We start from the raw sequence: 26,003 nt of genomic DNA on the forward strand, positions 1-26,003 counted from the left end.
TTTATCCGTCTAACTTTGTTGGCTCGTAGATGCTGGTTGGTAGATCATAACCCCACATACGAAAGCGCTCGGCATAGTGGCTACGCACGCCCGTTGCGGTGAAGTGACCGATAATTTTGTTCTCTGGTGTCAGGCCTACACGCTGAAACCTAAACAATTCCTGCATAGAGATAACTTCTCCCTCCATGCCGGTGATTTCTGTGATCGACGTCATGCGGCGCGAGCCGTCTTGAAGGCGCGATGCCTGAACAATCAGGTTTACAGCCGATGAAATCTGGCTACGCATCGCTTTGAGGGGCATCTCAATACCCGACATCGCAATCATGTTCTCCAAACGTGACACACCATCGCGCGCAGAGTTGGCGTGGATCGTGGTCATTGATCCATCGTGACCCGTGTTCATCGCCTGAAGCATGTCGATCACTTCTTCGCCACGCGTCTCACCCACGATGATGCGATCTGGTCGCATACGAAGGGCGTTTTTTAGACAGTCGCGCGGTGAAACTTCGCCTTTGCCTTCAACGTTTGGCGGACGGCTTTCCATCCGACCAACGTGGGTCTGTTGAAGTTGAAGTTCCGCGGTGTCCTCGATGGTCAGGATACGTTCGGCGTTGTCGATGAAAGAACTCAGCGCGTTCAGCGTCGTCGTTTTACCAGAACCGGTACCGCCCGAAACGATAACATTCAGGCGCGTCGCGACAGCAGCTTGCAGATATGCAGCCATTTCTTCAGAAAACGCTCCAAAATCTACGAGATCGTCAATTCCAAGCTTGTCTTTCTTAAACTTACGAATGGAAACCAGTGATCCATCAACCGCAACAGGGGGAACCATTGCGTTGAAACGCGAGCCGTCTTTCAAGCGAGCGTCAACATAAGGGTTGCTTTCGTCGACGCGACGACCCACAGCGGAAACGATTTTGTCGATGATGCGCAAAAGGTGCTTTTCATCTTTGAAAGTCACATCGCTGAGCGTGAGCTTACCATGTTTTTCAACGAAGACCTGCTGCGGACCGTTCACGAGAATATCGTTTACGTCATCGTCTTTGAGCAACGTCTCAAGGAGCCCAAGGCCCGTAACCTCGTCAAAAAGGTCCTGGCTGAGCGAGGTCCGATCCTCTCGGTTGAGAACGATACCCTTTTCTTGCAGCACTTCAGCTGCAATGGCATTGATTTCTGCACGTAGCTCTTGCTCCGTCGCGGTTTCCAACGCAGCAAGGTTGAGGTTGTCCAAAAGCTCGCGGTGCAGCTCTAGCTTGATCTCGCTCAAGCGTTCTTTGCGCTTTTTGTCCTTGTCAGCCGTGGCACTTTTCGCTGGCACAGTCTGCGCCGGACGGCGCATAGATACCGCCGCTGCGGGTTCCATAGCTTCGATATTAGCAACAGGCGTGGCTGACGCGGCTTCAATCGCGGCTGCCGGTGCTGGAGCATCAGACTTTTTGTATCTGGAAAACATCCCCGTGGTACTCCTTAAGCAGCTGCATCAGCTTGTTGCCCGAGTTCTTTTAAGGAAGCTGCGAGTTTATTGATTTCTTTGCGAAGCGGGTTTTTCGGTGCAGTTTTGGCCAGCGTTTGACCATGATCCGCACCGTTAGCTACGGGCTTGCCGCCATCTGGCAGCTGAACTTCGATGGTAATGCCAAGACTTTCTTCAAGCCGCTTCACGCGCGTTTTGCCGCTAAGATCAGTAAATTTCGGCGCACGGTTCAAAACAAAGCGCAGCTTTTCGAAGGGTAAGTTCTCAGATTGCAAAGCGCGTTTCATGCGCAACGCGTTTTGGGCTGAGCGCATGTCCATCTCGAGTGTCGCAAAATAAATCTGCGACGCGTTCAGTACAGTCTCGGTCCATTGAACCAAAGTCGTTGGCATGTCGACGATCACATAGTCAAAGCGTGCTTTTGCGAGATCAATGATCACGCTGATGTCTTCAGGCCGGATCAAATCCAGCGGAATCACGTCCGCAGGGGAGGTGAGCGCATGCAGATGCTCTTCATGAATCAAAAGCGCCTGACGGAAGCTTTCATCGTCCATATTTTCTGTATCTGTCAAAAGCTCAAACACGGCGTCGCGGCGCTGCAAGTCAAGAAACGTTGAAACGGAACCGAATTGTAGATCTAGATCTAGAATGCAGACAGAAGGTGAGGCCTCTTTTTCAAACGTAGCGAGTTCCCAAGCAAGGTTTACCGCAAGCGTTGTCGCCCCTGTTCCGCCAGCTAAACCGTGCACGGCAATCACAGCGCCATTGCGTGAATCGCCAGTGTGCGACGCGACGGCAGTGCCGTTTGGAGCCTGTTCCACGGGCGTGGGCGGTGGTTTGCGCAAGCGTTCAACCGCATTGCGCAGCTCATTTTCTGGGAGCGGGTAGGGGATAAATTCATCCGCGCCACCGCGCAACAATTGATGCAAAGAGGCCGGAGTAACATCTTCGGCAATCAAGATGACTTTTATATCACGCGATTTGGCGGCGGAGATAACGCGCGCTAGTAGACCGAGGTTCTCTTCGTCTTCGTAATCAATGGCAATGGCGACGAATTCCATACCTTTGGCTGGCAATTGTTCCAGAAACGCAATGGAATCGCCAAAGCTAAGGTCTCCCCAAGCTTCGCCCATGACGGCTTCCATATCTTCGATCAAAAGATCGAAATTTTGAACATCTCGGCTGATCGTACAGGCCCGGAGGGGGCTGTCGTCATATTCATTCGCGTCATTGCCTGACATTGCCTAAATCCTGCTTGGCGATATGGCGTCACACTTGCGTGTCGCCGGTTCGCTCTTTTTTCCTGCAAGGCATACTTGCCCCGCTGACGTCAGATATCGTGGGCAATCTAGGCAACATTAGGGCCGAATGGGCGCGATTGTGCGAATACAAAAAACAAGCGGCGCAATTGTTTGCGCCGCTTGTTTATCTCTTAAAAGCTTAAGTTTTTAGTTTGGTGTACGTGGGTTAACCGCGGAAATCGCGGTGCCGCTCGTGACATATTCGCGGTAGACAACACGCGCATATTGTCCATCCATCACATTTGGATGGCTTCCAACAAAACCGCTGACTTCAGTAACAGTGCGACGATTGCGACGCTCGCGCCCATCGCTCAGCACGACTGGTTGTTCTTCGCCGAACGAATCAACAGCTTCAAGGCGTGATTTGTTGATGCCTTGTGAGGCGAGATAGTTCACGACTGCATGGGCGCGACGTAAGCCCAATGCTTGATTTGCGCCATTTGATCCAACGGCGTCTGCGTGTCCGTAAACGCGAAAGCGCACTTCTGGAAATTGACGGATCCAGTTTGCTTGCTCACGCAATGTGTCACGCGCGCCAGCGTCAAGTTGGGCGCTGTTGAACGCAAAGTTGACGGTTGTCAAAACTTCGCTCGCGAAACGAGATGACAGATCAAAGGCGTATTGCTTTTCACCGCTCATCAACTGCGTGTTGTTCATTGTGGCATTACCAAACGCACCAGTGTCCAGCATTGATCCGGCTTCCGTGCCCCAAGAGCTGTAAACAGCTTGGCGAGGGGCGCAGGCCGACAGCAAAACTGCGGAGCTGAGCAATAAAGCAGCGTGTGTATGAAAGGTGCGCTTTGCCATGTTTAGTCCATTACGTATCCGTATGAGCCGGTGAAGTCTTGACGAGCAACTTCAGCCGCTGCCCCCTTCTTAGGACGACGAGAGTCTCCTGTCACGCGTCCAAATAGGAATAGATCCTTTTCCGTCGGTGGACTGATGCGATCTGTTGGCAGCGCGAGCGCTTCACCACGGGTCGGAGTGACCAGATGTGGCGTAACGATGATCACAAGTTCGGATTGCTCACGTTTGTAATCTGCACTGCGGAAAAGCGCGCCCAGAACTGGAATGTCACCCAGCCAAGGAACCTGACCGCTGAGATCAGTGAAGTCATCCTGCAAAAGACCTGCAATCGCAAAGCTTTCCCCATCGCGCATCTCAACAGTGGTCGATGTACGACGCACTTTCATACCGCTGATCGCGAAACCATCGTTTACAATACCATTCGCAGCATCGAGCGAGGAAACCTCAGCGTTTAGCTCAAGGTTAATCACCTTATCGTCCAATACCCGGGGAATGAAAGCAAGTTGCACACCAAAGGGTTTGAACTGAATCTGCACTCCATTGCTGCTTAAGACAGGAATGGGATATTCGCCACCTGCGAGAAACTTGGCTTCTTGGCCCGATAAGGCCGTTAGGTTTGGTTCTGCAAGCGTGCGCACCATGCCTTTGCTCTCAAGGGCTTCAAGCAATATGCCAACTTCGAGGCCGCCTGCGTTAAAGCCAAAGAGTGTGGCACCATTGTTTGTATTCGCTGCAGGCGTTGACCCACTCAGAGCATTAGATACGGATTCAGCCCCTGTTAGAGTGTTGGTTCCGCCAGAAACACCTAAATTGCCACCCAGCGCGCTGCCACCGAGAGCAAGCGATGAGCTTAGCGATTTGGAAACAGAGCGCTGCATTTCAGCGAAACGGACTTTCAGCATGACTTGCTGTACGCCGCTGACTGTTAAAAGGTTGGTCACGCGCTCAGGCGCATATCGCTGTGCGAGATCCATCGCGCGATCAACTTTACCAGCGCTGGAAACTGTACCTGATAGCACAATGCCGTCATTCGCTGTGCGCACTTCGATCTTCTCGCCTGGCAGGATCTGCCCAAGACGTTCTTTGAACTCGCTCACATCTGCTGAAACGCGCACATCGACGTTTGTGATCAAACGCCCAGCTTCATCGAGCAGGGTGAGCGTCGTTAGACCGGGCGATTTGCCAAGCACATAGACAGTGCGATCCGACAGCGTCGAAATATCCGCGATAGATGGATTTGCGATGCTCAGTTCCGCAAAAGGAACGTCGCTTTCAACTACAACTGCACGGTTCATTGGAATGGGTAAGGTCGAGCTGCTGCCAGATCGTACGATACGCAATGTGTCCGCATACGCCGGTGCGACGGATGCGGTAAACAATACTGCGCAGCCTAAGAAAGCCGCTTTTAGGGTATTAAACTTTTTCATGTGACCTGCCTCTCCGATCACGCCTCGGGTGCGGGTCTTTTGCCCGCTTTTGATGTGAAACATGCGCTAGTTTGGATTTTATTGCAAGAATCAATGGGTTCTGATGCGACCTTGTTGTGTGTCTTGAGCAACAGGGTCGGGAACAAAAGAGGGCACCGCCATCGCGATGCCCCCCGTTTTTGTTGTCATTTTAATCAAGAACCTTCGGCACATGGGATCGGGATATTGACCGTTTCACCGCCCTTACGCATGCGGATGGTACAGACCTTTTTCTCCACCTGCTGAGCTACAGGTTGTGCCTCTTCGATGCCGAGCAACTGTTTCTGGTCTACTTCAATAAGCCCAGCCACTGCTTCGCTTTGCTCTCCAACGAGGGACAAATTCAAGCGACCCGTGCTTTGAGCTTGGGTCAAGGACGCGCCTTGCAGCTGCGTCACGGCGACAGTTACAGTACGCGCGATTGTTGCCTGTTTGACCTCTTCATTAGAGCTCTGATCGATCGCAATGATCTTTACAGCGTTCTCAATGAGGCGTGTGACGGTGCGTGACTTACGTTCGTTGCCAGGTGATTGCACCTTTCCGGTCCAATACACATCGACGCTGTCGCCAGGGCGCAAGAAGCCAGAAACACCTGAACTTACGTCAACTTTGATCGTAAATGCGCTTTGACCTGGCTCGAGGCGCGACTGAAGGCCGACCTCTTTACCGGGTTCCGTGATCTTTACGGCTAAAATTGCTTCAAACTTCTCTGTCGCGCGTTTTACGTAACGAGGGCCCGGCGTATCAGCTGGAAAAAGCTCTTCTTTCGTTTTGAAAATGCCATCTGGCAACGCATTTGAGGGCCATTGCGCAACTGCGATATCTTGGAGCTTTATTTCTTCACCGTATTTAAGCTTACGATTCGCTACAAACACCGGAACCGTCGGAACAACAGGGCCCTTGTTTGCCTGCGCATTCGCGAGCGCGGCTTTGTGCTGATTAACATACTTTTGCGTCATGTGAACGGCTACCCCAGCAAGGGCGATTCCGATCAATAAGACGACTCCGAAGATCATTCGCATTTTCTTACCCTTTCGCTGTGCCAAAACTCAAAACACTCGAATCTTGGCGACACTATAATGATTGAAATCTTGCCAGCCCTTTGTGGCGACATGTCGGCAAAGCTGTGCGAATTGCGCGACAAAAAAACAGCGCCAAACAGATTTTGCTCAGCGCTGTTTTCAAGACGTTAGGCAGAGATCAGTTAGGAATAACAGGGTTTCCAACTTCCATGTTTGAAAGAGCCGTGTCTGTATTGGCTCTCATGGAGGTCGTGCCACCGTTGATCGTTGTGTACGCCGCGACTGACAAACCAACGATCGCAGCTGTCAAAACAACCCAATCTACTGTTACAGCGCCGGTTTCATTTTTTGCAAATTTGAAAAGAGAATGCAGCATTGTTGTCTCCTGGCCTTCCTGTGTGGAGCGGCCTTAAAGTGTCGTTGCTTTATTGCGAAAACACGTGGTTCTGAGTGAATGACGCTCAACTTTGGCAAAACGAGGGCAAAACGCGCGCAATTTTGTGTAACTGCGGTTTCAACTGTTTTGAAGGAAGCTCAACGAAAAACGGCTTACCCAACGCAAGCGAAGGATAAGCCGCTCAATTCACGCTATCGCGCTAAGCGATTACTCTGTTGGGAGAGCAACGTTACCAACTGTCATGCCTGACATTGTGGTGTCTGTTGCCGCTGTCAAGTTGCCAGCACCGGTCTGAATGGAGCCATATGCAGCAACTGCAAGGCCAACAACCGCAGCTGTCAAAACAACCCAGTCAACTGTTACAGCGCCGTTTTCGTCGTTTGCGAAGTTCTTGATAAAGTTTGTCATAGTATGTCCTTCCAAGGATCAGGTTTCTCAGTTTGTTATCAAAGTCAGGTTATGCAGATCCGCCTCTCACCTCGGGGCTGCTCATCGTTTGATGTATTATGTTTGACCTGCAATTGGGGCGCGAATGGGGAAGCAACGCGTCCTTTTAAGTACCTGTTAAGATTTTTTTAAAAAAAATTAATGATATTTATCAGAACTCTGTTCAAAAATGAGGGGGTCTTGTTCCAAGCCTGGGCGAAAACGCTAAAGGGCCGATCTGTTCCCAGATCGACCCTTCGCGTCACGCCCAAGGGGGCTATGAAATGTAGCGATTACTCTGTTGGGAGAGCAACGTTACCAACTGTCATGCCGGACAGAGTTGTGTCTGTCGCTGCTGTCAGGTTGGAAGAACCGGTCTGGATGGAGCCATATGCAGCAACTGCAAGGCCAACAACGGCAGCTGTCAAAACAACCCAGTCAACTGTTACGGCGCCGTTTTCGTCGTTTGCGAAGTTCTTGATGAAGTTAGTCATGTTATATTCCTTCCCAGGATTTGATTTTAAAGTCATTCAAGCTTCGGTGTGCTCGACCTCGCCTCTCACCACGCTGTCGTCCTTAACTTGATGAAACTTGTATCGACTTCAAATGAGGCGCGATTTGGGCAGCTCTGGGGCGACTTCAGTCTCAATTCGTGAAAAATTCGCGATGATGTCTTAAGTTTTGCACAATGATATGAAAAAGGGCGTTCTGTTTCCAGAAACGCCCTTTGTATCAACAATCACACTTGAGGTGATTTCAAATTACTCTGTTGGGAGAGCAACGTTACCAACTGTCATGCCTGACATTGTGGTGTCTGTTGCCGCTGTCAAGTTGCCAGCACCGGTCTGGATGGAGCCATATGCAGCAACTGCAAGGCCAACAACGGCAGCTGTCAAAACAACCCAGTCAACTGTTACGGCGCCGTTTTCGTCGTTTGCGAAGTTCTTGATAAAGTTTGTCATAGTATGTCCCTTTCAAGGATCAGGTTTGTGTTCACTCAAGCGCTGGTGTCTGCTCCGCCTCGTAGCGCTGCGGTCCGTTACCTGATTTAGGTTGTATCAAATACAATTCGGGCGCGAATTTGTCAGAGATGCGGTTTTTTAAGAAATGTTAATATTTTGTTAAGCCGTTCTTTTGCGGGAAGGCGGCATAGGTATATTGCGCAGTAAACGAAAAGAACCGACCTGTTTCCAGATCGGTTCTTTTTCTTTTCGGGCAGGGGAGTTTGAAACTCACTCAAAACCTGCGGTAAAGCGGTTCAGAGTTTTATTAACATCTGGCTCTGGCTCCGGCGCACTACCTTTCAAGCCGCCCGCACCTACGATGCCAAGGCCGACGACGGCCGCACAGATAACCAAGAACTCAGTCGTGATTGCGCCGCTTTCTTTTTGAGCGAACGACGAGATGAACTTTTTCATACAATTGCCTTTCATAATGTCTCGACGCGCAGGTCGAGCGGTAAATCCAAAGGCCTTTTCGCAGACCCGCTGATTGCTGTTGCGTGAAAATTTAGACATGAAAAAGGCAGGTCTAAGGTAATCTGTGAATTTGTGAGTGTGTGTGTTTCGAGACGAGATTGATAAATTATAGGAAAAATGACGGTTTTAAGTGCAAAAAGTCGTTCGATGCTCAATAGTCATAAAAAACGCAAAAGACGTTTATTGGATTGAGCAATGATATTTTACCGGTTTATCGGACGAATGACGACGGCATATATCTTGGCGAGCGCTTTGGTATTCAGTGCGCCTGAGAGCTATGCGCAAACAGAAGGGGCAAAACCAAAGCCATTTCCAGAGTTTTCTGCCAAGCGTCAAAAGCCACCTAAAAAAGGGTCGCGCAAACGCATCACTATTCAGATCACGCCGGAAGGCCCGAAAGCGGGTGCAATTGTGAGCGGTGGTGCATCAAGTGGCGCAAGTGGGTCGTCACGGCCAAGCGCGTCAGGCTCTTATGGATGGTTCTGGGACACAGTTCCGACCGCGCTCGACAAAAGCGGTGGTCGTTATCAAGCGGCGCTCAATAGGTTGAACAATCCGCCCGCTGGCAGCGGTGTGCGTGCGCCACGATTGCAGACGCTTTATACAATCAGCCAAGCGCATGGCGTCGAGATTTTGAAATCAACAATCGGGAAAAAAGTGTCACCAGCGCTGGTTCTTGCGGTTATCGCGGTCGAGTCAGCAGGCAAATCTGATGCCGTCAGTTCTGCGGGGGCACAAGGCTTGATGCAATTGATGCCCGCAACGGCCTCTCGTTTTGGTGTCACAGATGTAAATATCCCTGCGCAAAATATCTCTGGTGGCGTTGCGTATCTTGATTGGCTTATGGGCGAGTTTGGAAATGATCCAGTGCTGGTTTTGGCAGCCTACAATGCAGGGGAGGGGGCCGTGCGTAAGAATAACGGTGTGCCGCCTTTTTCAGAGACCCGCGACTATGTGCCTAAGGTCCTTGCTGCGTTCCAAGTCGCGCGCGGGCTTTGTATGACGCCGCCGCAACTCGCGACAGATGGGTGTGTGTTCAAACAGCTCGGTGGGTAAAGTAAGGTGCGTGATAGCGCGCACCTTACGTTGATTTATACGATTGTGGCTTCCGTTGCTGCGCGCAATTCGTCCTCGGACACGCCTTCAGCCGTTTCGACAATCTTCAAACCGCCTTCAACAACATCCAAAACACCGAGGTTTGTGATGATGCGATCAACAACGGATTTGCCCGTCAGCGGCAACGTACACTCTTTCAAAACCTTACTGACACCATGCTTGTTGGTGTGATCCATTACAACAACCACACGGCCAACGCCAGCAACCAGATCCATCGCGCCACCCATACCTTTGACCAGCTTGCCCGGAATCATCCAGTTTGCCAGATCGCCGTTTTCAGCAACCTCCATTGCGCCCAAGATCGCCATAGCGATTTTGCCGCCGCGGATCATGCCGAAGGACTGCGCTGAATCGAAATAAGCCGTCTGAGGCAGCTCCGTGATCGTTTGCTTTCCCGCGTTGATCAGATCTGCATCCTCTTCACCCGAAATCGGGAAAGGGCCCATGCCAAGCATGCCATTCTCTGATTGCAGCGTCACTTCGATGCCCTCAGGAATGTAGTTGCTGACCAACGTCGGGATGCCAATACCGAGGTTCACATACCAGCCGTCTTGCAGTTCGAGTGCCGCGCGTGCGGCCATTTGATTACGATCCCACATGACTTAAGCCTCCCGTACTGTGCGCTGTTCAATGCGCTTTTCATGATCGCCTTGAATAATGCGGTGCACGTAAATACCGGGCAGATGAATGCTGTCAGGGTCAAGCGAGCCTGTTTCCACAATCTCCTCAACCTCAACAATGCAGACCTTGCCACACATCGCAGCAGGCGGGTTGAAGTTGCGTGCAGTCTTGCGGAATACAAGGTTGCCTGTGGCATCAGCCTTCCATGCTTTTACAATCGCAAGATCGGCAAAGATGCCTTCTTCCATAATGTAGGTCTCACCATTGAAGTCTTTGTGCTCTTTGCCTTCTGCGATCACGGTGCCCACACCTGTTTTTGTGTAAAAACCTGGGATGCCACAACCGCCAGCGCGCATACGCTCAGCCAAGGTGCCTTGAGGATTAAATTCCAACTCTAGCTCGCCAGACAAATACTGGCGCATGAATTCAGCGTTCTCGCCCACATAACTTGAGATCATCTTTTTCACTTGCTTGGTCTGAAGCAAAATACCGATGCCGAAATCATCAACTCCTGCATTGTTGGATGCAAATGTGAGATCTTTAGTGCCCGCTTCCTTGATCGCTTCGAGTAACAATTCGGGAATGCCGCAGAGGCCAAAACCGCCAGACGCGATAAACATGCCGTCAAAAAGCACGCCGTCCAGAGCCTCGGCAGCGCTGCCATAGACTTTTTTCATGAGTAATTTCTCCTGACCCTTAATATCGTCAGAAGGTGTGACGAAGGGTCAAGAGAGAGTCAATGTCAATGCTGCGCTGCGGCGCGCTTACAGGACGCGAACTTGTGTACCAATCGGCGTAATCTCGAAGAGTTCGGCGATCTTTTCATTGTAAAGACCAATGCAGCCAGATGACGAACGACGGCCAATTTTTCGCGTGTCATGCGTGCCGTGGATCAAATACGCAGGCCAGCTCAAATACATTGCATGACTTCCCAACGGATTACCGTCACCGGCTTCCATGAATTTTGGCAAGGTCGGGTCACGCTCACGCATGGCTTTGGTCGGGGTCCAAGTTGGGCCGACTTTCTTGCGAACCACTTCCGTGTATCCGCGCTTTGTTAATTCATCCGTCATTGGGACGGAGGTTGGATAAACGCGGTAATCGGAGCCGTCAGAATTCCAATAGTGCAAAGCGCGCGAGAAAGTATCGGCTACAATCACACCTTTGCCCAGCGTTTCAAAATGATCACGCCAGTCTTGTGTGACAAAACTAGATGCGTTGCGTCGCGCAGGGGCAACGGCGTTTGGTGCTAATAGCTGTGCGCGTGCGATGCTTGGCGCGGCGAGTGTTGCACTCAAACCCAAAAGCGTTGCACGGCGCGAAAATGTAATCTTTGTCATAATACCTCACAAAAAAGGCTGCATTCTCATGCAGCCTTCTCAGAATGTGCGATCATTTGCCATTCACTTTTAAGTTAGGGCACTTAATCGGCATCTTTCTTCGCAGCCGTTTTCTTTGCTGCCGGTTTCTTGGCCGCAGGCTTTTTCGCAGCGGCCTTCTTTTTCGGCGCAGCTTTTTTCTTGGGCGCTGCCTTTTTCTTACCGCTCTTGGCGGCGCGTTCAGTGATCAACTCTACTGCCATTTCCATGGTCACATCTGCGGGTTCAGTGCCCTTCGGGATGGTCGCGTTGATTTTTCCCCACTTCACATAGGGGCCATAGCGACCTTCCATAACATTCACTGGACCCCCATCGCTTGGGTGTTCGCCAAGCTCTTTGAGCGGTTTTGCAGCGGTTCCACCACCGCGACGCCCCGGGTTCGCGCGCTTTTCAGCCAGCAATTCGACGGATCGGTTCATGCCAATTTCAAAAACATCATTAGGATCTTTGACGTTCACATAAACGGGTTTCGCGTCTTCAGGACCTTGGTGCATAATATAAGGACCAAATCGACCAAAGTTCGATTTGATCATGCCGCCTTCTGGGTGCTCCCCGATTTCGCGCGGCAAGCTGAGCAAGGTCAACGCCTTGGCGAGATCCATGTCATCCTTTTCCCAACCTCGGGGCAGGGACGCACGCGGCGGCTTCTTATTCTCTGGTGTGGTTTCGCCGCGCTGAACGTACGGGCCAAAGCGACCGGACTTGAGCCAGATTTCGTCGCCGGCATCTTCGCCAAGCACACGTTCATCCCCATCCGCGCCTTCGCCTGCGATTGGGCGGGTATAGGTGCACTCAGGATAGTTGCCACACCCAACGAAACCACCAGTACGTGATGTTTTCAGATGCAAATTACCGAGCCCACATTTCGGGCAAACCCGCGGATCACTGCCATCTTCGCGTGGCGGGTACAGCTGTGGCGCGAGCGCTTCATCGAGAACATCCAGAACCTGCGAGATGCGCAATTCAGAGGTTTCAGAAATAGCGGCATGGAAGTCGCGCCAGAATTTACTGAGCAACTCTTTATAATTTGCGTCACCTGCTGAAACATCGTCGAGCTGGCTTTCCAGATCAGCGGTGAAGTCATACCCCACATACTGACGGAAGAAATTCATCAAGAAGATCGTAACAATTCGGCCCTTATCTTCAGGGAAAAGGCGGTTCTTGTCTTTGCGCACATATTCGCGGTCTTGGATCGTGGTCACAATCGACGCATAGGTGGAAGGGCGGCCAATGCCGAGCTCTTCCATGCGCTTCACCAGTGTGGCTTCGGTGTAGCGGGGCGGGGGCTGAGTGAAATGTTGCTCTGGTGAAATGGACTTCTTATCCATCGCATCACCCTGCGCAATTTGTGGAAGACGCTTATCATCATCGTCGACGACCGCATCGTCACGGCCCTCTTCATAAACCTTCATGAAGCCATCAAAAAGAACAACCTGGCCTGTCGCGCGCAACACGACTTCACCGTCATCAGAGCCAAGATCGACTGTCGTGCGCTCCATCTTTGCGCTCGCCATTTGGCACGCGATCGTGCGTTTCCAGATCAAATCATAAAGTTTGCGCTGGTCAGGTTCGCCCAACTTCAGGCTGGCGGCATCTTTGGTAAGTTCAGTCGGGCGAATACATTCGTGCGCTTCTTGCGCATTCTTTGCTTTATTTTTGTACTCGCGCGGGCTGCTTGGCAAATAGTCCTTGCCATATCGCTCCTCGATAGCATCACGCGTTTGCGTGATGGCTTCTGGCGCCATGTCAATGCCGTCGGTCCGCATGTATGTGATGTGACCCGCTTCATAAAGACGCTGTGCGATGTTCATTGTTTGGCGTGCGCCAAAGCCGAACTTGCGGCTCGCTTCTTGCTGCAACGTGGACGTCATAAATGGCGCAGACGGATTGCGTGCAGCGGGTTTTGCTTCGACCGACGTGGCTTTCAGTGCGCGCGACGTAACCGCTTGAACGGCCAGTTCGGCAGCGGTCTCATTTGCCAAATCGTATTTATCGAGCTTCTTGCCGCCCATTACTGTCAGACGCGCTTCAAACTCTTGACCACGTGGTGTCGCGAGCAGCGCTTTGACGGACCAGTATTCCCGTGCATTAAATGCTTCAATTTCCTGTTCACGTTCGACGATTATGCGCAGGCACACAGATTGAACGCGACCGGCAGAGCGCGCGCCGGGCAGCTTGCGCCACAAAACGGGTGATAGGTTAAAGCCCACGAGATAGTCTAGAGCGCGACGCGCGAGATATGCCTCAACAAGGGGTTGATCAACTTGGCGCGGGTTTTTCATCGCCTCGGTTACAGCCGCCTTGGTGATCGCATTGAAGACGACACGACTGACGGGCGTATCTTTCTTGATCGAACGGCGCTTTGTCAGGGCCTCTTGCAAGTGCCACGAAATGGCTTCGCCTTCGCGATCGGGGTCGGTCGCGAGAATGAGTTCGTTATCGTCTTTCAGGGCGTCCGCGATGGCTTTGACATGTTTGCGACTGTCATTTCCGATTTCCCATTTCATTTCGAAATCGGCTTCGGTGTCGACGGATCCGTCTTTGGGGGGCAGGTCGCGTACGTGGCCATAAGAGGCGAGGACGGTGTAGTTTGGACCCAAATACTTGTTGATTGTCTTGGCTTTAGCGGGGGATTCGACAACTACAACAGGCATATGATTTCCTTACGACTCGTCTCAAGTATTACGTTTCTTATGGGTGCGTTACATGTGTGGGGAAAGCCCATAATGTCAATCATGCCGATTAAAACAGTCCTTTGGCACTGTTGAAATTGGAACAAGACAAGCGTGTCAATGTTAGGTTAACTTGAACTTATTCATTCTAGAAAAGGCCTGTTCGATGCGTTTTTTCAATATTATTTGCAGCGCAGTTGTTGTGCTTTTTATGTCTATCATCCCGCTTTCGGCTGAGTATGCTGAGCCCGCGCGCGGCAGCAAAGATCGCATTGCGATGCTCGATGCGGTACGGGCGCATGCTGAAGAACAGCTTGGTGATCCGGTTGAATTTATTGTTTACGAACTGCGTGTCGCGGGCCGGTTTGGCTTTGCGTCTTTACAAGCCCAGCGTCCTGGCGGTGGTGCAATCGATCTATACGCGACGCCTGGTTTTCAAAACGGAACGCTCGAACCTGATTTTATGGACGGTACCAGCATGCAAGCTTTGATGCGTCGTTCAGGCGAGACTTGGGTGGCCGTACATTGGGCGATTGGACCTACAGATGTTTGGTTCGCTTATGGCCCTTTTTGTCGCCGTTATGTCAGCGTAATTAAAGACTATTGCTAAGGCGTAAATTAAGCGCGACTGATCAGGCCGCCGGGTGCGCGTCTGATCTGGCCGTCCATTTCAAGGTTGGTCAGAACCGGAATCATCTGACTGCTTCGTGCTCCGATATCGCGTAGCAGTTGGTCTTCCGCGATAGGACTTGGCCCCAATCGATTTAGGATCTGTTGGTGGAGTTCCCTTGTCTCAGTAAGGCTGCGCTGATGGGGGACGTGCCGCTCCAAAGGTAAAGGAATTTGTTCCGCTTGCCCGTCATTCAAAGCCTTTTGCGTCTGAAGCACGGCTATTACGTCTTCAGCATTTCGGACTAAAGTGGCACCATCACGGATAAGCATATTGCAACCAGATGCACGTGCATCGAACGGATGTCCGGGTACGGCGAGCACATCACGTCCCTGATCAAGCGCACCGCGTGCGGTGATAAGGCTGCCAGATTTACCAGCGGCTTCGACTATGACACTAGCGCTGCACAAGCCAGAAATAATGCGATTTCGCATCGGAAAATGCCGCGCGATTGGAGCCATTCCTATCGGTTGTTCGGAAACGAGCGCACCTGATTTCAAAAGGCTTTCTGCAAGCGTCAGATTTTCTGCGGGATAAACCACATCTATGCCACCAGCGAGCACAGCGATTGAGCCAGCGGGTGCCGCAGCGACGTGCGCGCAAGTATCGATTCCACGGGCTAGGCCAGACACGACAACATATCCGGCCTCTGCAAGTTCGCCCGCCAGTGTCCGCGCCATGCGTGTGCCCAAAGAGGAAGCATTACGCGCGCCAACAATCGCAACCATCGGCCGCTTCAAAACCTCTGGGTTTCCGCGCAACCAAAGCATTGGCGGCGCATCGGGAATTTCTGCCAATAAACTGGGATAGCGTTCTTCACCGCGGCAAATCAAATGCGCACCGATTTGCTTGCCAGCTTTGAATTCGCACTCGGCAAATTCGCGCGTTGCGGCAGTATACTTGGTTAATCCCGCTTTTGACGCGATCGCGGGTAGTGCTTTTAGCGCATCAGCTGCGCTGCCATGTTCGTCGAGCAAGCGGTAAAATGTGGCAATTCCAACGCGACGAGAGCGCAAGAGACGAAGCCAATCTAGACGTTCTTCTTCCGTGGCGGGTGGGAGTAGGGGGTGAGTGGAAGAATGGGTATACGCGTTCATCTCGGCCCCGTCTGCTTGCAGAATCAGACCTATCAGAGCCGAGGTTAATAGCGCGTAAATCGAATTTAGAAAGTTTGAGGCAAAGCCCTATGAACCAGCACCACCAACGGTCAAACCGCCAATCATAAGTGTCGGTTGACCAACGCCAACCGGCACCCACTGGCCCGCTTTGCCGCAATTGCCCATGCCTGGATCAAGCGCCATGTCGTTGCCTAAGGCCCTGATTTGTTGCATCGCCGCAGCACCATCGCCAATCAAAGTTGCTCCTTTTACAGGCGCACCAACTTTGCCATTTTCAACGCGGTAGGCTTCTGTGCAGGAGAACACAAACTTGCCATTGGTAATGTCGACTTGGCCGCCGCCAAAACCAACCGCATAAATCCCGTCTTTCAAGTCTGCGACGATATCTGCAGGATCTGTGTCGCCACCCAACATGTAAGTATTCGTCATCCTTGGCATAGGCGGATGCGCGTAGCTTTCGCGTCTCCCGTTGCCAGTCGGTTTCACATCCATCAATCGCGCGTTCTGGCGATCTTGCATGTAGCCCATCAAAATGCCGTCCTCGATGAGCACGTTCTTGGCCGATGGCGTGCCTTCATCGTCTATCGTGATTGAGCCGCGGCGATCGGGGATGGTTCCATCATCAAGAACAGTCACGCCTCTTGAAGCCACGCGTTGCCCCACAAGTCCTGAAAACGCACTGGAGCCTTTTCGGTTGAAGTCGCCCTCTAAACCGTGCCCAACAGCTTCGTGCAGCAAAATGCCGGGCCAACCGGGGCCAAGCACCACGTCCATCACTCCAGCTGGTGCAGGGACAGCTTCCAAATTCACCAAAGCGATTCTAAGAGCTTCACGTGCCTTGGGTTGCCAATCTTCTCGCGTGATCAAACCGCCGAGCGAGATTCGCCCACCACCACCGGCTGATCCACTTTCACGACGTCCGTTTTGTTCAACAATGACGGATACATTCACCCGGGTCATCGGGCGCGTATCGCTGACCTCTGCGCCGTCAGGGCGCAAAATCGTGACTTCCTGTAAAGAGGCCGATATTGAGGCGCTGACCTGAACAACACGCGAATCAAGTTCTCGCAAAAACGCATCGATTTCGCGTAACGTGTCGAGTTTAGCTGTAAAGGTGACTTCGGAGATTGGGTCGACGTCTTTATACAGTTTGGTATTCGTTGCGCGCGGTGCATCTGCCAACATGCCTCCACCAGCGCCGACAGCCAATCGCGCGGTTTCAGACGCTCGCAAAAGAGCGGCTTCGGAAATTTCAGTTGAGTGCGCGTAACCTGCGACTTCACCCAAAACTGCGCGTAGCCCAAACCCTTCTGACGCATCGTACGAGGCATTTTTCAGCTTTCCGTCGTCAAAAACCAAGCCCTCTGATGTGCGGCGCTCAATGAACAACTCACCATCATCCGCGCCAGAACAGGCATTTTGCAGAATTTTCAGCGCACTTTCTTTAGAAAAGTGATCCTGAAAGGGGCGAAAGGGCTGATGCGTCATGCGGGGGTCTCTCTCGTGTATTGGCGAAATCATAGAAGCGTCCGTTTGCCGCAACGCCTAGTCTTTATTTAGTAGTAAGGATATGGTTTTAAACAGCTCAAAGACAACGTCCGTGACTCGCCATCACGGGAGGGCAGGGACGTTTACTTGAAAATAAACGACTATAACAGATTAGACTGGCATTTCGCCACTATCGATCAGGGTGTACTATGCAACTGAAAAAAACTCTCTCCGGCCTTTTGGCAGCATTCGCAGCAGTTCCTGCTATGGCGCAAGAAGGTCTTGAAGTGATCGGCCAGCCGATCCCAGGCGGCATCGGCTTTCAGCCTGCTGCAACAGAACTTATGCGCGATATCCGCTGGCTTGATGGCATGCTGAATATCATCATTACTGTCATTACGCTGTTCGTAACCGCGTTGATCATTTATTGCATCGTGCGCTACAACCGCAAATCGAACCCGACACCTGGGACGTTTACGCACAACTCCCCGATCGAGGTGGCGTGGACGGTTATTCCTATTGTCGTGCTTGTCTTCATCGGTGCATTCTCGCTGCCTATCTTGTTCAAGCAGCAAGAAATCCCAAAGGCCGACATCACGATCAAAGTGACCGGGTACCAGTGGTATTGGGGTTATGAGTACGTCGATCACGAGTTTGGCTTTGACAGCTTCATGCTTGCCAAAGAAGAACTTGCAGACGCTGGCTACGCACCTGAGCAGTATTTGCTCGCAACGGACACAGCGGTTGTTGTGCCTGTTGGCAAGACAGTCGTTATGAATGTCACTGGTGCGGACGTCATCCACTCTTGGACGATCCCAGCGTTTGGTGTGAAGCAAGACGCGGTTCCAGGACGTATTGCACAGCTTTGGTTTGCTGCTGAAAAAGAAGGTATCTATTTCGGTCAGTGTTCTGAGCTTTGCGGCAAAGACCACGCCTATATGCCAATCACGGTCAAAGTCGTCAGCGAAGCAGCGTATGAGCAGTGGCTGAATGGTGCGATCGAAGAATACGCAGGTGTTCCACAGCCGTACAAGGTTGCAGACGCTAAGTAAGCCAAAGACAAAATAGTCGCGCGGGGTCTGTACCCTCGCGCGCTTCAAGCCAACGAGTTGAAAGAGAGCATGATGAGCGACGCCAGCGCAAATAGTGCCAGCCTAGCGCCTGAAGCAAGCTTCGGCGATTTCTTCGCGCTTTTGAAGCCGCGGGTGATGACGCTGGTGGTCTTCACTGCGTTGGTTGGGCTTTTGGCAGCACCAACGCCCGTGCATCCAATGATCGCTTTTGCATCGATTTTGTTTATTGCCATCGGTGGTGGTGCATCCGGTGCACTAAATATGTGGTGGGACGCGGACATCGACGCAGTGATGAAGCGCACTCAGAAACGACCTATCCCAGCAGGTAAAGTGACAGAAGGCGAAGCGCTTGGATTTGGCATAGCGCTTTCGGGCCTGTCCACGATCATGCTGGGTTTGGCTTCAAACTGGGTTGCTGGTGGCTTGCTTGGCTTCACCATATTCTTCTACGTCGTGATCTACACGATGTGGCTCAAGCGCTGGACACCTCAGAACATTGTTATTGGTGGCGCGGCTGGTGCGTTCCCCCCGATGATCGGCTGGGCTGTTGCGACAGGTGGTATTTCCATTGAATCGGTGTTGATGTTTTGTCTGACATTTATGTGGACGCCCCCGCATTTTTGGGCGCTCGCGCTATTTATGCGCAAAGACTACGACCACGCAGGCGTTCCCATGTTGACAGTAACGCATGGTCGCCGCTCTACGCGGATCCACATTTTTGTCTATACTCTATTGCTCGCGGCTCTTGCGCTTGGCGCAGGTGTTACGTCAATCGGTGGCCCAGTCTACATGGCGTTTGCGATTGTTCTTAACATTCTCTTCGTCAAAGGGGCTTGGGACATTCTGAACCGAGACGAAGAGATGAGTGAAGTCGATAATTTCAAAGCTGAGCGCGGTTTCTTCAAACTGTCACTGATGTATCTCTTCCTGCATTTCGGTGCGATCTTGGTCGAAGCGGTCATGCAGCGCTTTGGCATAGGGGGGTGGTAATGGCGCTTGGTAAGCAACATGAAATTCACACCCGCCGCTATGGCCGTAACGTTGGTGTTGGTCTTCTGCTCGCAGGGTTCATTGCAATTATTTTCGGCCTGACGGTCGTAAAGGTAACGCGCGGTGACCACGAACCTCCGCGTGGGGAGGTGCAAGAATAATGTCAGATCAAAACCCCACACAGCGCCAACCTATGGATCCTAAGAAAAAAACTGTGCTTCAAGCCGCGTCACTTGTTGTCTTTATGGGCGCTTTGGCTTGGGCTTCGGTGCCGTTTTACGATTGGTTTTGTCGTGTTACGGGCTTTGGTGGCGTGACCAACACATCCGACACCGGCAGCGATGAAATTCTAGACCAAAAGATCACTGTGCGATTCGATGCTTCGAAAGAACGTGGCATGCCTTGGGAGTTCAAACCCATGGTTCGCGAGATAGAAATGCGGATTGGTGAGACAGGTCTTGTTTTTTATGAGGCCTATAATCCGACTGACAAACCTGTCGCTGGTCAGGCAAGCTACAATGTAGCCCCATATCAAGCTGGCTATTTCTTCAATAAAATCGCATGTTTCTGCTTTGAAGAGCAGGTCTTGCAACCCGGCGAGCGTGTCGAGATGCCCGTCACATTTTACGTCGATCCAGAGATTGTCACGGACCGCGACGCAAAATATACCCAAGAGATAACGCTTTCATATACTTTCTATGAAATCGATCTGCCCGAGGAGGTCCAACAGGCCGCTCTCGAGCAACCCGCAGACACGAACAACAACTAAGCCTATCCGACGAGGGACCCATGGCACACGCAAAAAATCACGACTATCATATTCTTAACCCCTCGCTGTGGCCATTACTGGGCTCAATCGGCGCATTTGTTATGCTGTTTGGCGCGGTACTCTGGTTCCATGACAGCGGACCATGGATGTTCCTAATCGGCCTCGCAGGCGTTTTGTACGTCATGTATGGCTGGTGGGCAGAAGTTGTCGACGAAAGCCATGTGGGTGACCACACGCCTGTCGTGCGTATTGGTCTGCGCTATGGCTTCATCACGTTTATCATGTCTGAAATCATGTTTTTCGCAGCATGGTTCTGGAGCTTCTTCAAGCACGCGATGTATCCAATGGGGCCACAGTCGCCTGCGGTGGACGGTATTTGGCCACCAGCTGGTATTGAGACGTTCGATCCATGGCATCTACCGTTGATCAACACGTTGATTTTGCTTTGCTCCGGTGCAGCTGCTACTTGGGCGCACCACGCTCTTGCGCATGAAAACAACCGCAAAGACATGAAGAACGGCCTTATCCTTGCCGTTGCGCTTGGCCTGATTTTCACAGTCTTCCAGGTTTACGAGTATAGCCATGCCGCCTTTGGCTTCTCTGGCAATATCTATGGCGCAAATTTCTTCATGGCGACGGGCTTTCACGGCTTTCACGTCGTGATTGGTACGATTTTCTTGTTCGTTTGCTTGTTGCGCCTTCAGCGCGGTCACTTCACGCAAGAAAAGCACATCGGTTTTGAGGCTGCGGCTTGGTACTGGCACTTCGTTGACGTGGTTTGGCTCTTCTTGTTCGCCGCTGTCTATGTCTGGGGCGGCTAGACCACGTTGACTGCAGCATTTGCGGCTTGAAATCCCAAGTGCAAAACGACAAAAGCAAAGGCGCAGGAAATATCCTTTCTGCGCCTTTTTCATTTGACGGACCTTGATGACGCGCATGCGCACTCCACTGCTCTTCTCCCTGCTTTTTGGCCTGCTCGGTGCGGCGATCCTCATTTGGCTCGGCGTCTGGCAATTGCAGCGCCTTGAGTGGAAACAAGATATCCTGTCCAACATTGAACGCCGGATTGCTGCTGAGCCTGCCGCGCTGCCGGAACAACCAGATCCCGCAGCAGATCGCTTCTTGCCTGTGGTCGCCGCGGGCACAGTATTTGGCGAAGAAATTCACGTTCTTGTGTCGCAAAAGAATATTGGCGCGGGCTACCGTGTGATCGCTGTGTTCGAAACGGACACAGGTCGCCGCATTTTGCTGGATCGCGGGTTTATCAAGGTTGATCAAAAAGCCGCAGATCGCCCAACTGGCGCTGCGGAGGTTATCGGAAACCTGCATTGGCCTGATGAAAAGGGGAGCTCTATTCCTGAGCCGGACCTAAAGGCAGAGATTTGGTTTGCGCGCGATGTTGACGCGATGGCTGCACATCTCAATACCGAAGCACTTTTGCTCGTGGCACGCGAAACTTCGATTGACAATGACCCGGTTGCGCCGCTTCCGGTTGATACCGTGGGTATTCCAAATGATCATTTGCAATATGCGCTGACGTGGTTCTCGCTCGCGCTGATCTGGATCCTTATGACTTTTACTTTCGTTTGGCGCGCACGCGGCGCGCAGAAGGGCACATCATGAAATATGTCTCAACGCGTGGCGCTGCTCCGGTTCTCACATTTGAAGAAGCGATGCTGACCGGTCTTGCGCGTGACGGTGGCCTGTATGTTCCAGAGACCATCCCACAGCTCAGTGCTGACGACATTTCCGCGATGCGTGGTGCCAGCTACGAAGAGATTGCGTTCAAAGTGGTGCGACCTTTCGTTGGCGACACGTTCACAGATGACGAATTTCGTGGATGTATCGAGCGGGCCTATGCGGGCTTTGGTCATACGGCTCGTGCTCCGCTTGTGCAGCTCGCGCCAAACCACTTCTTGATGGAGCTGTTTCACGGTCCCACCCTCGCGTTCAAAGATTTCGCGATGCAACTTATCGGACAAATGTTTGAACTTGCCCTTAAACGTTCAGGGCAACGCGTCACCATTGTGGGTGCGACGTCAGGTGATACGGGCTCTGCCGCGATAGAAGCTTTTCGTGGCCTAGACGCCGTGGATGTATTCATTCTTTATCCGCATGGCCGCGTGTCCGAAGTGCAGCGCCGTCAGATGACCACGCCGACTGAAAGCAACGTACACGCAATTGCGATGGACGGTGACTTTGACGACTGTCAGGCGCGCTTGAAAGATATGTTCAATGATTTTGAGTTTCGTGACGGCGTAAAGCTGGCGGGCGTCAATTCAATCAACTGGGCGCGTGTTTTGGCGCAGGTTGTTTATTATTTCTCCACCGCTGCATCGCTTGGTGCACCAGATCGTAAAGTTAGCTTTACGGTTCCGACAGGTAACTTTGGGGACATTTTTGCAGGGTTCATCGCCAAAAAAATGGGCTTGCCGATCGAGCGTTTGGTCATCGCGACCAATCAGAACGATATTTTGCATCGCTGCATGGAAACTTCTGCGTACACGAAGTCTGGGGTGAAACCGTCGATTTCTCCGTCTATGGATATTGAAGTATCGTCTAACTTCGAACGCGCTTTGTTTTTCGCACATGATCAAGATGGAACAGCGATCAAGGGTCTTATGGAAGACCTAGCTGCAAATGGGAGCTTCGCGATTTCAGACAATGCCATGGGTGCGTTGCAAGAACATTACGACAGCGGCATGCTCGATGAGGCGGGTACATCTGCGATGATAACGCGTGCGCTAAAAGAGACGGGCGAAGTGCTTTGCCCCCACTCTGCGATTGGCGTTGCTGTGGCAGAGAGCCATCTAGGTGATACGCCAATGATCACACTTGCTACTGCGCATCCTGCGAAATTCCCGGATGCGGTAGAGGTTGCGACAGGCGCGCGGCCAGCGCTACCTGCGCGCATGGCAGATTTGTTTGAGCGCGATGAACGCGTGACCCGCGCCCCGAATGATCTAAAAGCGCTGCAAGATATTGTACGCAAAGGTATTTCTTCATGAGCGTGCAAACACACACACTGGCTAATGGCTTTCGCATCGTCACGGAAAAAATGCCGGGGCTTCAATCCGCGTCTATCGGGATTTGGGTGACAGCAGGTGGCCGCGATGAGCGGATTGAGCAAAATGGAATTGCCCATTTTTTAGAGCACATGGCTTTTAAGGGGACGACGACACGGTCCTCTTTGCAGATCGCGGAAGAGATCGAAGATGTGGGCGGCTATATCAACGCCTATACGAGCCGCGAGGTCACCGCTTACTATGCGCGTGTGCTCGGGGGCGATGTGCCTTTGGCGCTTGATGTGATTTCAGATATTTTGCTTAATCCCGTGTTTGATGAGGATGAGATCGAAGTCGAACGCGGCGTGATTTTGCAAGAGATTGGCCAAGCGCTTGATACGCCCGATGACGTGATTTTTGATTGGTTGCAGGATGAAGCCTATCCAGACCAACCTATAGGGCGCACGATCCTTGGCCCAGAGGAACGGGTGCGCAGCTTCAGCCGTGAAGATTTGAAGCGCTTTGTGCATGAGCACTATGGTCCGTCGCAGATGATCTTGTCGGCAGCAGGCGATGTAGATCACGATGCAATTGTGCGCGAAGCTGAAAAGCTATTTGGTGGCTTGCAGGCTCGGGTCGCAAATGATCCTATCCTTGCGACGTTCCAAGGTGGCGAGCGGCGCGAGGTCAAAACACTAGAACAAGCGCATTTTGCGCTGGCTTTTGAAGGCCCCGGGTATTGCGACAATGCAATTTATACAGCACAAATTTATTCAGTCGCTTTGGGCGGCGGGATGTCGAGCCGTTTGTTCCAAGAAGTGCGCGAGAAGCGCGGGCTATGTTATACAATCTTCGCGCAAACCGGTGCACATTCTGATACTGGTATGATGACGATTTACGCGGGCACAAGCGGGGAGCAGCTTCCTGAATTGGCAAGTTTAACTATCCAAGAGCTTGGCCGTGCTTCTGAAGATATGAGCGACGCTGAGGTCGCGCGAGCACGTGCGCAGATGAAAGCGGGGATGCTCATGGGCCTCGAAAGCCCATCGAGCCGCGCAGAACGCCTCGCGCGTTTGATGCAAATCTGGGGACGTATCCCTGCGCTCGAAGAAACCGTTGCGCAGATTGATGCGGTTACAACCGGAGGCGTTAAGGAATTTGCAGCCAACCTTGCGAGCCAAGCACCAGCAGCGCTTGCGCTTTATGGGCCAGTTGAACGCGCGCCCCAGCTTGCAGAGATGCTTAAAGGTCGTGCGGCGTAATGCTTCGCATCAAGCGAAAAGTACGTTTGGAGACAGAACGCCTCTCGTTGCGTCCACCCATTCACTCCGACTTTCGAGAGTGGGCTAAACTGCGCTATGAAAGTTCAGATTTTCTGACCAAGTGGGAACCCACGTGGGCGAGCAATCATTTAACGCGCAAAGCATTTACCAATCGTGTTTATTGGGCGCAGCGATCTATTTCTGGTGACACGGCAGTACCACTGTTCCTTGAACGTCGCGAAGATGGTGCACTCATGGGAGCGATCACGCTTGATAATATCAGACGTGGCCCTGCGCAAAGCGGCACGCTTGGCTATTGGATCGGGCATCATTACGCGCGTCACGGATATATGAGCGAAGCGATTGCAGCCATCGTGCACTACGCCTTCGAGCGGATGGACTTGTCGCGATTGGAAGCTGCGTGCTTGCCTGAAAACAAAGCATCGCGTGGCCTGTTGGAGAGAACGGGCTTCAAATATGAAGGCGTGGCACAAGCTTATCTGCAGATTGATGGACGTTGGCGAAGCCACGTTCTTTATTCGGCACTTCGTATGGATCGGCGCGGTCGTACGGACGTTGGCTGACTTTTGATCGAAATGCGCTATCCTCTTTCGCAAAGGGGGAGACTGCCATGATCCGTTTATCACTAATCTTCTGTTTTCTTTTCAGCGCGACCCAACTGATTGCGCAAGATCGACGACCCAGCCATTGTATCGCGATTGCGAACTCAACGCCGGGTCTTAGCTATCTGCATAAGGCGAGCTTTCGGGATCCTTTACCTGATTATACGGTTCGTCTGTCTTATATCGCGCACGCAAGTTTTCTAATTCAGACCCAAGGCGGCTTGAACGCGGTAACCGATTTCACTGGTTTTGTTGGGACCACGGACCTTATTCCTGACGTCGTCACCATGAATCATGCCCATGACACCCATTGGACCGCGAACCCAGACCCCGCGATCCCACATGTCCTAAAGGGGTGGGGGCCGTTTGGTGAAGGCGTTGATCATAATCTCGACTTGGATGAAATGCTGGTGCGTAACGTTTCGACGGACATTCGCTCGCAGTTTGGTGGCGAGGAAATGCGCGGAAACTCTATTTTTATCTTTGAAGTTGCTGGCCTTTGTATCGGCCATCTTGGTCATTTGCACCATGAACCAAATGATGCCCAATATGCGGCCATTGGCCGTTTGGACGTTGTGATGGCCCCGGTGGATGGTGGGTATACCTTGCCCGTGTCGACGATGACTCGTGTCCTGAAACGCCTACGGTCCTCTGTCGTGATTCCGATGCATTGGTTTACCGATTTTGGATTGCAAAATTTCGTCTCTGGCATGATTGATGAATTTGACGTCAAGCGCGTTGGTGGCTCTTCGATTGAGGTGTCTTTGGCCACATTGCCCAAGCGCCCAACTATTTTCCTGCTGCGTCCTTCGTGGCTGCGCGATAGGGATCAATAAACCATTTGGA

At 52.0% G+C, this 26,003-nt stretch carries 28 protein-coding genes; 12 read left to right on the plus strand and 16 right to left on the minus strand.

Features of this window, described 5'->3' with window-relative positions:
• Nucleotide 1: 1 nt before the first annotated feature.
• From ACTG3Z_RS02280 to ACTG3Z_RS02325, 10 genes are all read right to left on the minus strand, one after another.
• Complete coding sequence (locus tag ACTG3Z_RS02280; RefSeq protein WP_439141025.1) at nucleotides 2-1,453, minus strand: CpaF family protein; 1,452 nt, start codon at nucleotides 1,451-1,453, stop codon at nucleotides 2-4.
• A gap of 14 nt (nucleotides 1,454-1,467) precedes the next feature.
• Nucleotides 1,468-2,715: an AAA family ATPase gene (locus tag ACTG3Z_RS02285; RefSeq protein WP_439141026.1), complete on the minus strand. Its 1,248-nt coding sequence runs from the start codon at nucleotides 2,713-2,715 to the stop codon at nucleotides 1,468-1,470.
• A 207-nt stretch (nucleotides 2,716-2,922) separates the two neighbouring features.
• Nucleotides 2,923-3,582 carry an OmpA family protein gene (locus ACTG3Z_RS02290; RefSeq protein ID WP_439141027.1) on the minus strand — a complete coding sequence of 220 codons (660 nt, stop codon included), beginning with the start codon at nucleotides 3,580-3,582 and terminating at the stop codon, nucleotides 2,923-2,925.
• 2 nt (nucleotides 3,583-3,584) lie between these two features.
• Nucleotides 3,585-5,009, minus strand: coding sequence for a type II and III secretion system protein family protein (locus ACTG3Z_RS02295; RefSeq protein ID WP_439141028.1), 1,425 nt, complete (start codon nucleotides 5,007-5,009; stop codon nucleotides 3,585-3,587).
• A 194-nt stretch (nucleotides 5,010-5,203) separates the two neighbouring features.
• Entirely contained in the window at nucleotides 5,204-6,070 is an 867-nt protein-coding gene (cpaB, locus tag ACTG3Z_RS02300) for a Flp pilus assembly protein CpaB (RefSeq protein ID WP_439141029.1), read from the minus strand.
• Between the two features lie 178 nt (nucleotides 6,071-6,248).
• Nucleotides 6,249-6,446: a hypothetical protein gene (locus ACTG3Z_RS02305; RefSeq protein WP_439141030.1), complete on the minus strand. Its 198-nt coding sequence runs from the start codon at nucleotides 6,444-6,446 to the stop codon at nucleotides 6,249-6,251.
• Between the two features lie 228 nt (nucleotides 6,447-6,674).
• The gene (locus tag ACTG3Z_RS02310; protein ID WP_439141031.1) at nucleotides 6,675-6,875 is read right to left on the minus strand and encodes a hypothetical protein; all 201 of its coding nucleotides are present in this window, start codon (nucleotides 6,873-6,875) and stop codon (nucleotides 6,675-6,677) included.
• A gap of 311 nt (nucleotides 6,876-7,186) precedes the next feature.
• Nucleotides 7,187-7,387, minus strand: coding sequence for a hypothetical protein (locus ACTG3Z_RS02315; protein WP_439141032.1), 201 nt, complete (start codon nucleotides 7,385-7,387; stop codon nucleotides 7,187-7,189).
• 267 nt (nucleotides 7,388-7,654) lie between these two features.
• A complete protein-coding gene (locus ACTG3Z_RS02320; protein WP_439141031.1) occupies nucleotides 7,655-7,855 on the minus strand; it encodes a hypothetical protein in 201 nt (66 codons plus the stop codon).
• Nucleotides 7,856-8,125: 270 nt separating this feature from the next.
• Nucleotides 8,126-8,311, minus strand: a complete 186-nt coding sequence (locus ACTG3Z_RS02325) for a hypothetical protein (RefSeq protein ID WP_439141033.1) — start codon at nucleotides 8,309-8,311, stop codon at nucleotides 8,126-8,128.
• Nucleotides 8,312-8,566: 255 nt separating this feature from the next.
• Here ACTG3Z_RS02325 and ACTG3Z_RS02330 point away from each other — a divergent pair, with 255 nt between their 5' ends.
• Complete coding sequence (locus ACTG3Z_RS02330; protein WP_439141034.1) at nucleotides 8,567-9,427, plus strand: lytic transglycosylase domain-containing protein; 861 nt, start codon at nucleotides 8,567-8,569, stop codon at nucleotides 9,425-9,427.
• Nucleotides 9,428-9,462: 35 nt separating this feature from the next.
• Here ACTG3Z_RS02330 and ACTG3Z_RS02335 read toward each other — a convergent pair whose 3' ends face one another.
• The 4 genes from ACTG3Z_RS02335 to topA form a co-directional block, all read right to left on the minus strand.
• Entirely contained in the window at nucleotides 9,463-10,086 is a 624-nt protein-coding gene (locus ACTG3Z_RS02335) for a 3-oxoacid CoA-transferase subunit B (protein WP_439141035.1), read from the minus strand.
• Nucleotides 10,087-10,089: 3 nt separating this feature from the next.
• Entirely contained in the window at nucleotides 10,090-10,785 is a 696-nt protein-coding gene (locus ACTG3Z_RS02340; protein ID WP_375266180.1) for a CoA transferase subunit A, read from the minus strand.
• Nucleotides 10,786-10,872: 87 nt separating this feature from the next.
• Complete coding sequence (locus ACTG3Z_RS02345; RefSeq protein ID WP_439141036.1) at nucleotides 10,873-11,448, minus strand: L,D-transpeptidase; 576 nt, start codon at nucleotides 11,446-11,448, stop codon at nucleotides 10,873-10,875.
• Nucleotides 11,449-11,531: 83 nt separating this feature from the next.
• On the minus strand, nucleotides 11,532-14,141 hold the full coding sequence (gene topA, locus ACTG3Z_RS02350) for a type I DNA topoisomerase (protein WP_439141037.1): 2,610 nt from the start codon (nucleotides 14,139-14,141) through the stop codon (nucleotides 11,532-11,534).
• Nucleotides 14,142-14,325: 184 nt separating this feature from the next.
• Here topA and ACTG3Z_RS02355 point away from each other — a divergent pair, with 184 nt between their 5' ends.
• A complete protein-coding gene (locus ACTG3Z_RS02355) occupies nucleotides 14,326-14,769 on the plus strand; it encodes a hypothetical protein (RefSeq protein WP_439141038.1) in 444 nt (147 codons plus the stop codon).
• Between the two features lie 8 nt (nucleotides 14,770-14,777).
• Here ACTG3Z_RS02355 and dprA read toward each other — a convergent pair whose 3' ends face one another.
• Both dprA and tldD read right to left on the minus strand, forming a co-directional pair.
• A complete protein-coding gene (dprA, locus tag ACTG3Z_RS02360; protein ID WP_439141039.1) occupies nucleotides 14,778-15,926 on the minus strand; it encodes a DNA-processing protein DprA in 1,149 nt (382 codons plus the stop codon).
• A gap of 87 nt (nucleotides 15,927-16,013) precedes the next feature.
• Entirely contained in the window at nucleotides 16,014-17,435 is a 1,422-nt protein-coding gene (tldD, locus tag ACTG3Z_RS02365; protein WP_439141040.1) for a metalloprotease TldD, read from the minus strand.
• Between the two features lie 209 nt (nucleotides 17,436-17,644).
• Between tldD and coxB the strand changes: the two genes are divergently transcribed.
• The 10 genes from coxB to ACTG3Z_RS02415 all read left to right on the plus strand — a co-directional run bounded on the left by coxB (nucleotide 17,645) and on the right by ACTG3Z_RS02415 (nucleotide 25,993).
• Nucleotides 17,645-18,487, plus strand: coding sequence for a cytochrome c oxidase subunit II (gene coxB / locus ACTG3Z_RS02370; RefSeq protein WP_439141041.1), 843 nt, complete (start codon nucleotides 17,645-17,647; stop codon nucleotides 18,485-18,487).
• A 72-nt stretch (nucleotides 18,488-18,559) separates the two neighbouring features.
• Nucleotides 18,560-19,498, plus strand: coding sequence for a heme o synthase (gene cyoE / locus ACTG3Z_RS02375; RefSeq protein WP_439141042.1), 939 nt, complete (start codon nucleotides 18,560-18,562; stop codon nucleotides 19,496-19,498).
• Nucleotides 19,498-19,659, plus strand: a complete 162-nt coding sequence (locus tag ACTG3Z_RS02380) for a hypothetical protein (protein ID WP_439141043.1) — start codon at nucleotides 19,498-19,500, stop codon at nucleotides 19,657-19,659. The genes cyoE and ACTG3Z_RS02380 overlap by 1 nt, the downstream gene beginning before the upstream one ends.
• Nucleotides 19,659-20,267, plus strand: coding sequence for a cytochrome c oxidase assembly protein (locus tag ACTG3Z_RS02385; protein WP_439141044.1), 609 nt, complete (start codon nucleotides 19,659-19,661; stop codon nucleotides 20,265-20,267). The genes ACTG3Z_RS02380 and ACTG3Z_RS02385 overlap by 1 nt, the downstream gene beginning before the upstream one ends.
• Before the next feature lie 20 nt (nucleotides 20,268-20,287).
• Nucleotides 20,288-21,088, plus strand: coding sequence for a cytochrome c oxidase subunit 3 (locus tag ACTG3Z_RS02390; RefSeq protein ID WP_439141045.1), 801 nt, complete (start codon nucleotides 20,288-20,290; stop codon nucleotides 21,086-21,088).
• A 115-nt stretch (nucleotides 21,089-21,203) separates the two neighbouring features.
• The gene (locus ACTG3Z_RS02395; RefSeq protein ID WP_439141046.1) at nucleotides 21,204-21,890 is read left to right on the plus strand and encodes an SURF1 family protein; all 687 of its coding nucleotides are present in this window, start codon (nucleotides 21,204-21,206) and stop codon (nucleotides 21,888-21,890) included.
• Nucleotides 21,887-23,275 (plus strand): threonine synthase, encoded by a 1,389-nt coding sequence (gene thrC, locus ACTG3Z_RS02400; RefSeq protein ID WP_439141047.1) that lies wholly within the window; start codon nucleotides 21,887-21,889, stop codon nucleotides 23,273-23,275. Before ACTG3Z_RS02395 ends, thrC begins: the two co-directional genes overlap by 4 nt.
• The gene (locus ACTG3Z_RS02405) at nucleotides 23,272-24,534 is read left to right on the plus strand and encodes a M16 family metallopeptidase (protein WP_439141048.1); all 1,263 of its coding nucleotides are present in this window, start codon (nucleotides 23,272-23,274) and stop codon (nucleotides 24,532-24,534) included. The genes thrC and ACTG3Z_RS02405 overlap by 4 nt, the downstream gene beginning before the upstream one ends.
• Nucleotides 24,534-25,118: a GNAT family N-acetyltransferase gene (locus ACTG3Z_RS02410; protein ID WP_375265583.1), complete on the plus strand. Its 585-nt coding sequence runs from the start codon at nucleotides 24,534-24,536 to the stop codon at nucleotides 25,116-25,118. Before ACTG3Z_RS02405 ends, ACTG3Z_RS02410 begins: the two co-directional genes overlap by 1 nt.
• Nucleotides 25,119-25,165: 47 nt before the next feature.
• The gene (locus tag ACTG3Z_RS02415; protein WP_439141049.1) at nucleotides 25,166-25,993 is read left to right on the plus strand and encodes an MBL fold metallo-hydrolase; all 828 of its coding nucleotides are present in this window, start codon (nucleotides 25,166-25,168) and stop codon (nucleotides 25,991-25,993) included.
• Nucleotides 25,994-26,003 lie beyond the last annotated feature (10 nt).

It is taken from the genome of Planktotalea sp. (assembly GCF_965659345.1).
GTDB lineage: Bacteria > Pseudomonadota > Alphaproteobacteria > Rhodobacterales > Rhodobacteraceae > Planktotalea.

Coding starts and splice junctions, on each gene's coding strand:
- ACTG3Z_RS02280 (WP_439141025.1), bottom strand. CDS start 1,453: ATGTTTTCCAGATACAAAAAGTCTGATGCTCCAGCACCGGCAGCCGCG.
- ACTG3Z_RS02285 (WP_439141026.1), bottom strand. CDS start 2,715: ATGTCAGGCAATGACGCGAATGAATATGACGACAGCCCCCTCCGGGCC.
- ACTG3Z_RS02290 (WP_439141027.1), bottom strand. CDS start 3,582: ATGGCAAAGCGCACCTTTCATACACACGCTGCTTTATTGCTCAGCTCC.
- ACTG3Z_RS02295 (WP_439141028.1), bottom strand. CDS start 5,009: ATGAAAAAGTTTAATACCCTAAAAGCGGCTTTCTTAGGCTGCGCAGTA.
- cpaB (WP_439141029.1), bottom strand. CDS start 6,070: ATGCGAATGATCTTCGGAGTCGTCTTATTGATCGGAATCGCCCTTGCT.
- ACTG3Z_RS02305 (WP_439141030.1), bottom strand. CDS start 6,446: ATGCTGCATTCTCTTTTCAAATTTGCAAAAAATGAAACCGGCGCTGTA.
- ACTG3Z_RS02310 (WP_439141031.1), bottom strand. CDS start 6,875: ATGACAAACTTTATCAAGAACTTCGCAAACGACGAAAACGGCGCTGTA.
- ACTG3Z_RS02315 (WP_439141032.1), bottom strand. CDS start 7,387: ATGACTAACTTCATCAAGAACTTCGCAAACGACGAAAACGGCGCCGTA.
- ACTG3Z_RS02320 (WP_439141031.1), bottom strand. CDS start 7,855: ATGACAAACTTTATCAAGAACTTCGCAAACGACGAAAACGGCGCCGTA.
- ACTG3Z_RS02325 (WP_439141033.1), bottom strand. CDS start 8,311: ATGAAAAAGTTCATCTCGTCGTTCGCTCAAAAAGAAAGCGGCGCAATC.
- ACTG3Z_RS02330 (WP_439141034.1), top strand. CDS start 8,567: ATGATATTTTACCGGTTTATCGGACGAATGACGACGGCATATATCTTG.
- ACTG3Z_RS02335 (WP_439141035.1), bottom strand. CDS start 10,086: ATGTGGGATCGTAATCAAATGGCCGCACGCGCGGCACTCGAACTGCAA.
- ACTG3Z_RS02340 (WP_375266180.1), bottom strand. CDS start 10,785: ATGAAAAAAGTCTATGGCAGCGCTGCCGAGGCTCTGGACGGCGTGCTT.
- ACTG3Z_RS02345 (WP_439141036.1), bottom strand. CDS start 11,448: ATGACAAAGATTACATTTTCGCGCCGTGCAACGCTTTTGGGTTTGAGT.
- topA (WP_439141037.1), bottom strand. CDS start 14,141: ATGCCTGTTGTAGTTGTCGAATCCCCCGCTAAAGCCAAGACAATCAAC.
- ACTG3Z_RS02355 (WP_439141038.1), top strand. CDS start 14,326: ATGCGTTTTTTCAATATTATTTGCAGCGCAGTTGTTGTGCTTTTTATG.
- dprA (WP_439141039.1), bottom strand. CDS start 15,926: ATGAACGCGTATACCCATTCTTCCACTCACCCCCTACTCCCACCCGCC.
- tldD (WP_439141040.1), bottom strand. CDS start 17,435: ATGACGCATCAGCCCTTTCGCCCCTTTCAGGATCACTTTTCTAAAGAA.
- coxB (WP_439141041.1), top strand. CDS start 17,645: ATGCAACTGAAAAAAACTCTCTCCGGCCTTTTGGCAGCATTCGCAGCA.
- cyoE (WP_439141042.1), top strand. CDS start 18,560: ATGAGCGACGCCAGCGCAAATAGTGCCAGCCTAGCGCCTGAAGCAAGC.
- ACTG3Z_RS02380 (WP_439141043.1), top strand. CDS start 19,498: ATGGCGCTTGGTAAGCAACATGAAATTCACACCCGCCGCTATGGCCGT.
- ACTG3Z_RS02385 (WP_439141044.1), top strand. CDS start 19,659: ATGTCAGATCAAAACCCCACACAGCGCCAACCTATGGATCCTAAGAAA.
- ACTG3Z_RS02390 (WP_439141045.1), top strand. CDS start 20,288: ATGGCACACGCAAAAAATCACGACTATCATATTCTTAACCCCTCGCTG.
- ACTG3Z_RS02395 (WP_439141046.1), top strand. CDS start 21,204: ATGCGCACTCCACTGCTCTTCTCCCTGCTTTTTGGCCTGCTCGGTGCG.
- thrC (WP_439141047.1), top strand. CDS start 21,887: ATGAAATATGTCTCAACGCGTGGCGCTGCTCCGGTTCTCACATTTGAA.
- ACTG3Z_RS02405 (WP_439141048.1), top strand. CDS start 23,272: ATGAGCGTGCAAACACACACACTGGCTAATGGCTTTCGCATCGTCACG.
- ACTG3Z_RS02410 (WP_375265583.1), top strand. CDS start 24,534: ATGCTTCGCATCAAGCGAAAAGTACGTTTGGAGACAGAACGCCTCTCG.
- ACTG3Z_RS02415 (WP_439141049.1), top strand. CDS start 25,166: ATGATCCGTTTATCACTAATCTTCTGTTTTCTTTTCAGCGCGACCCAA.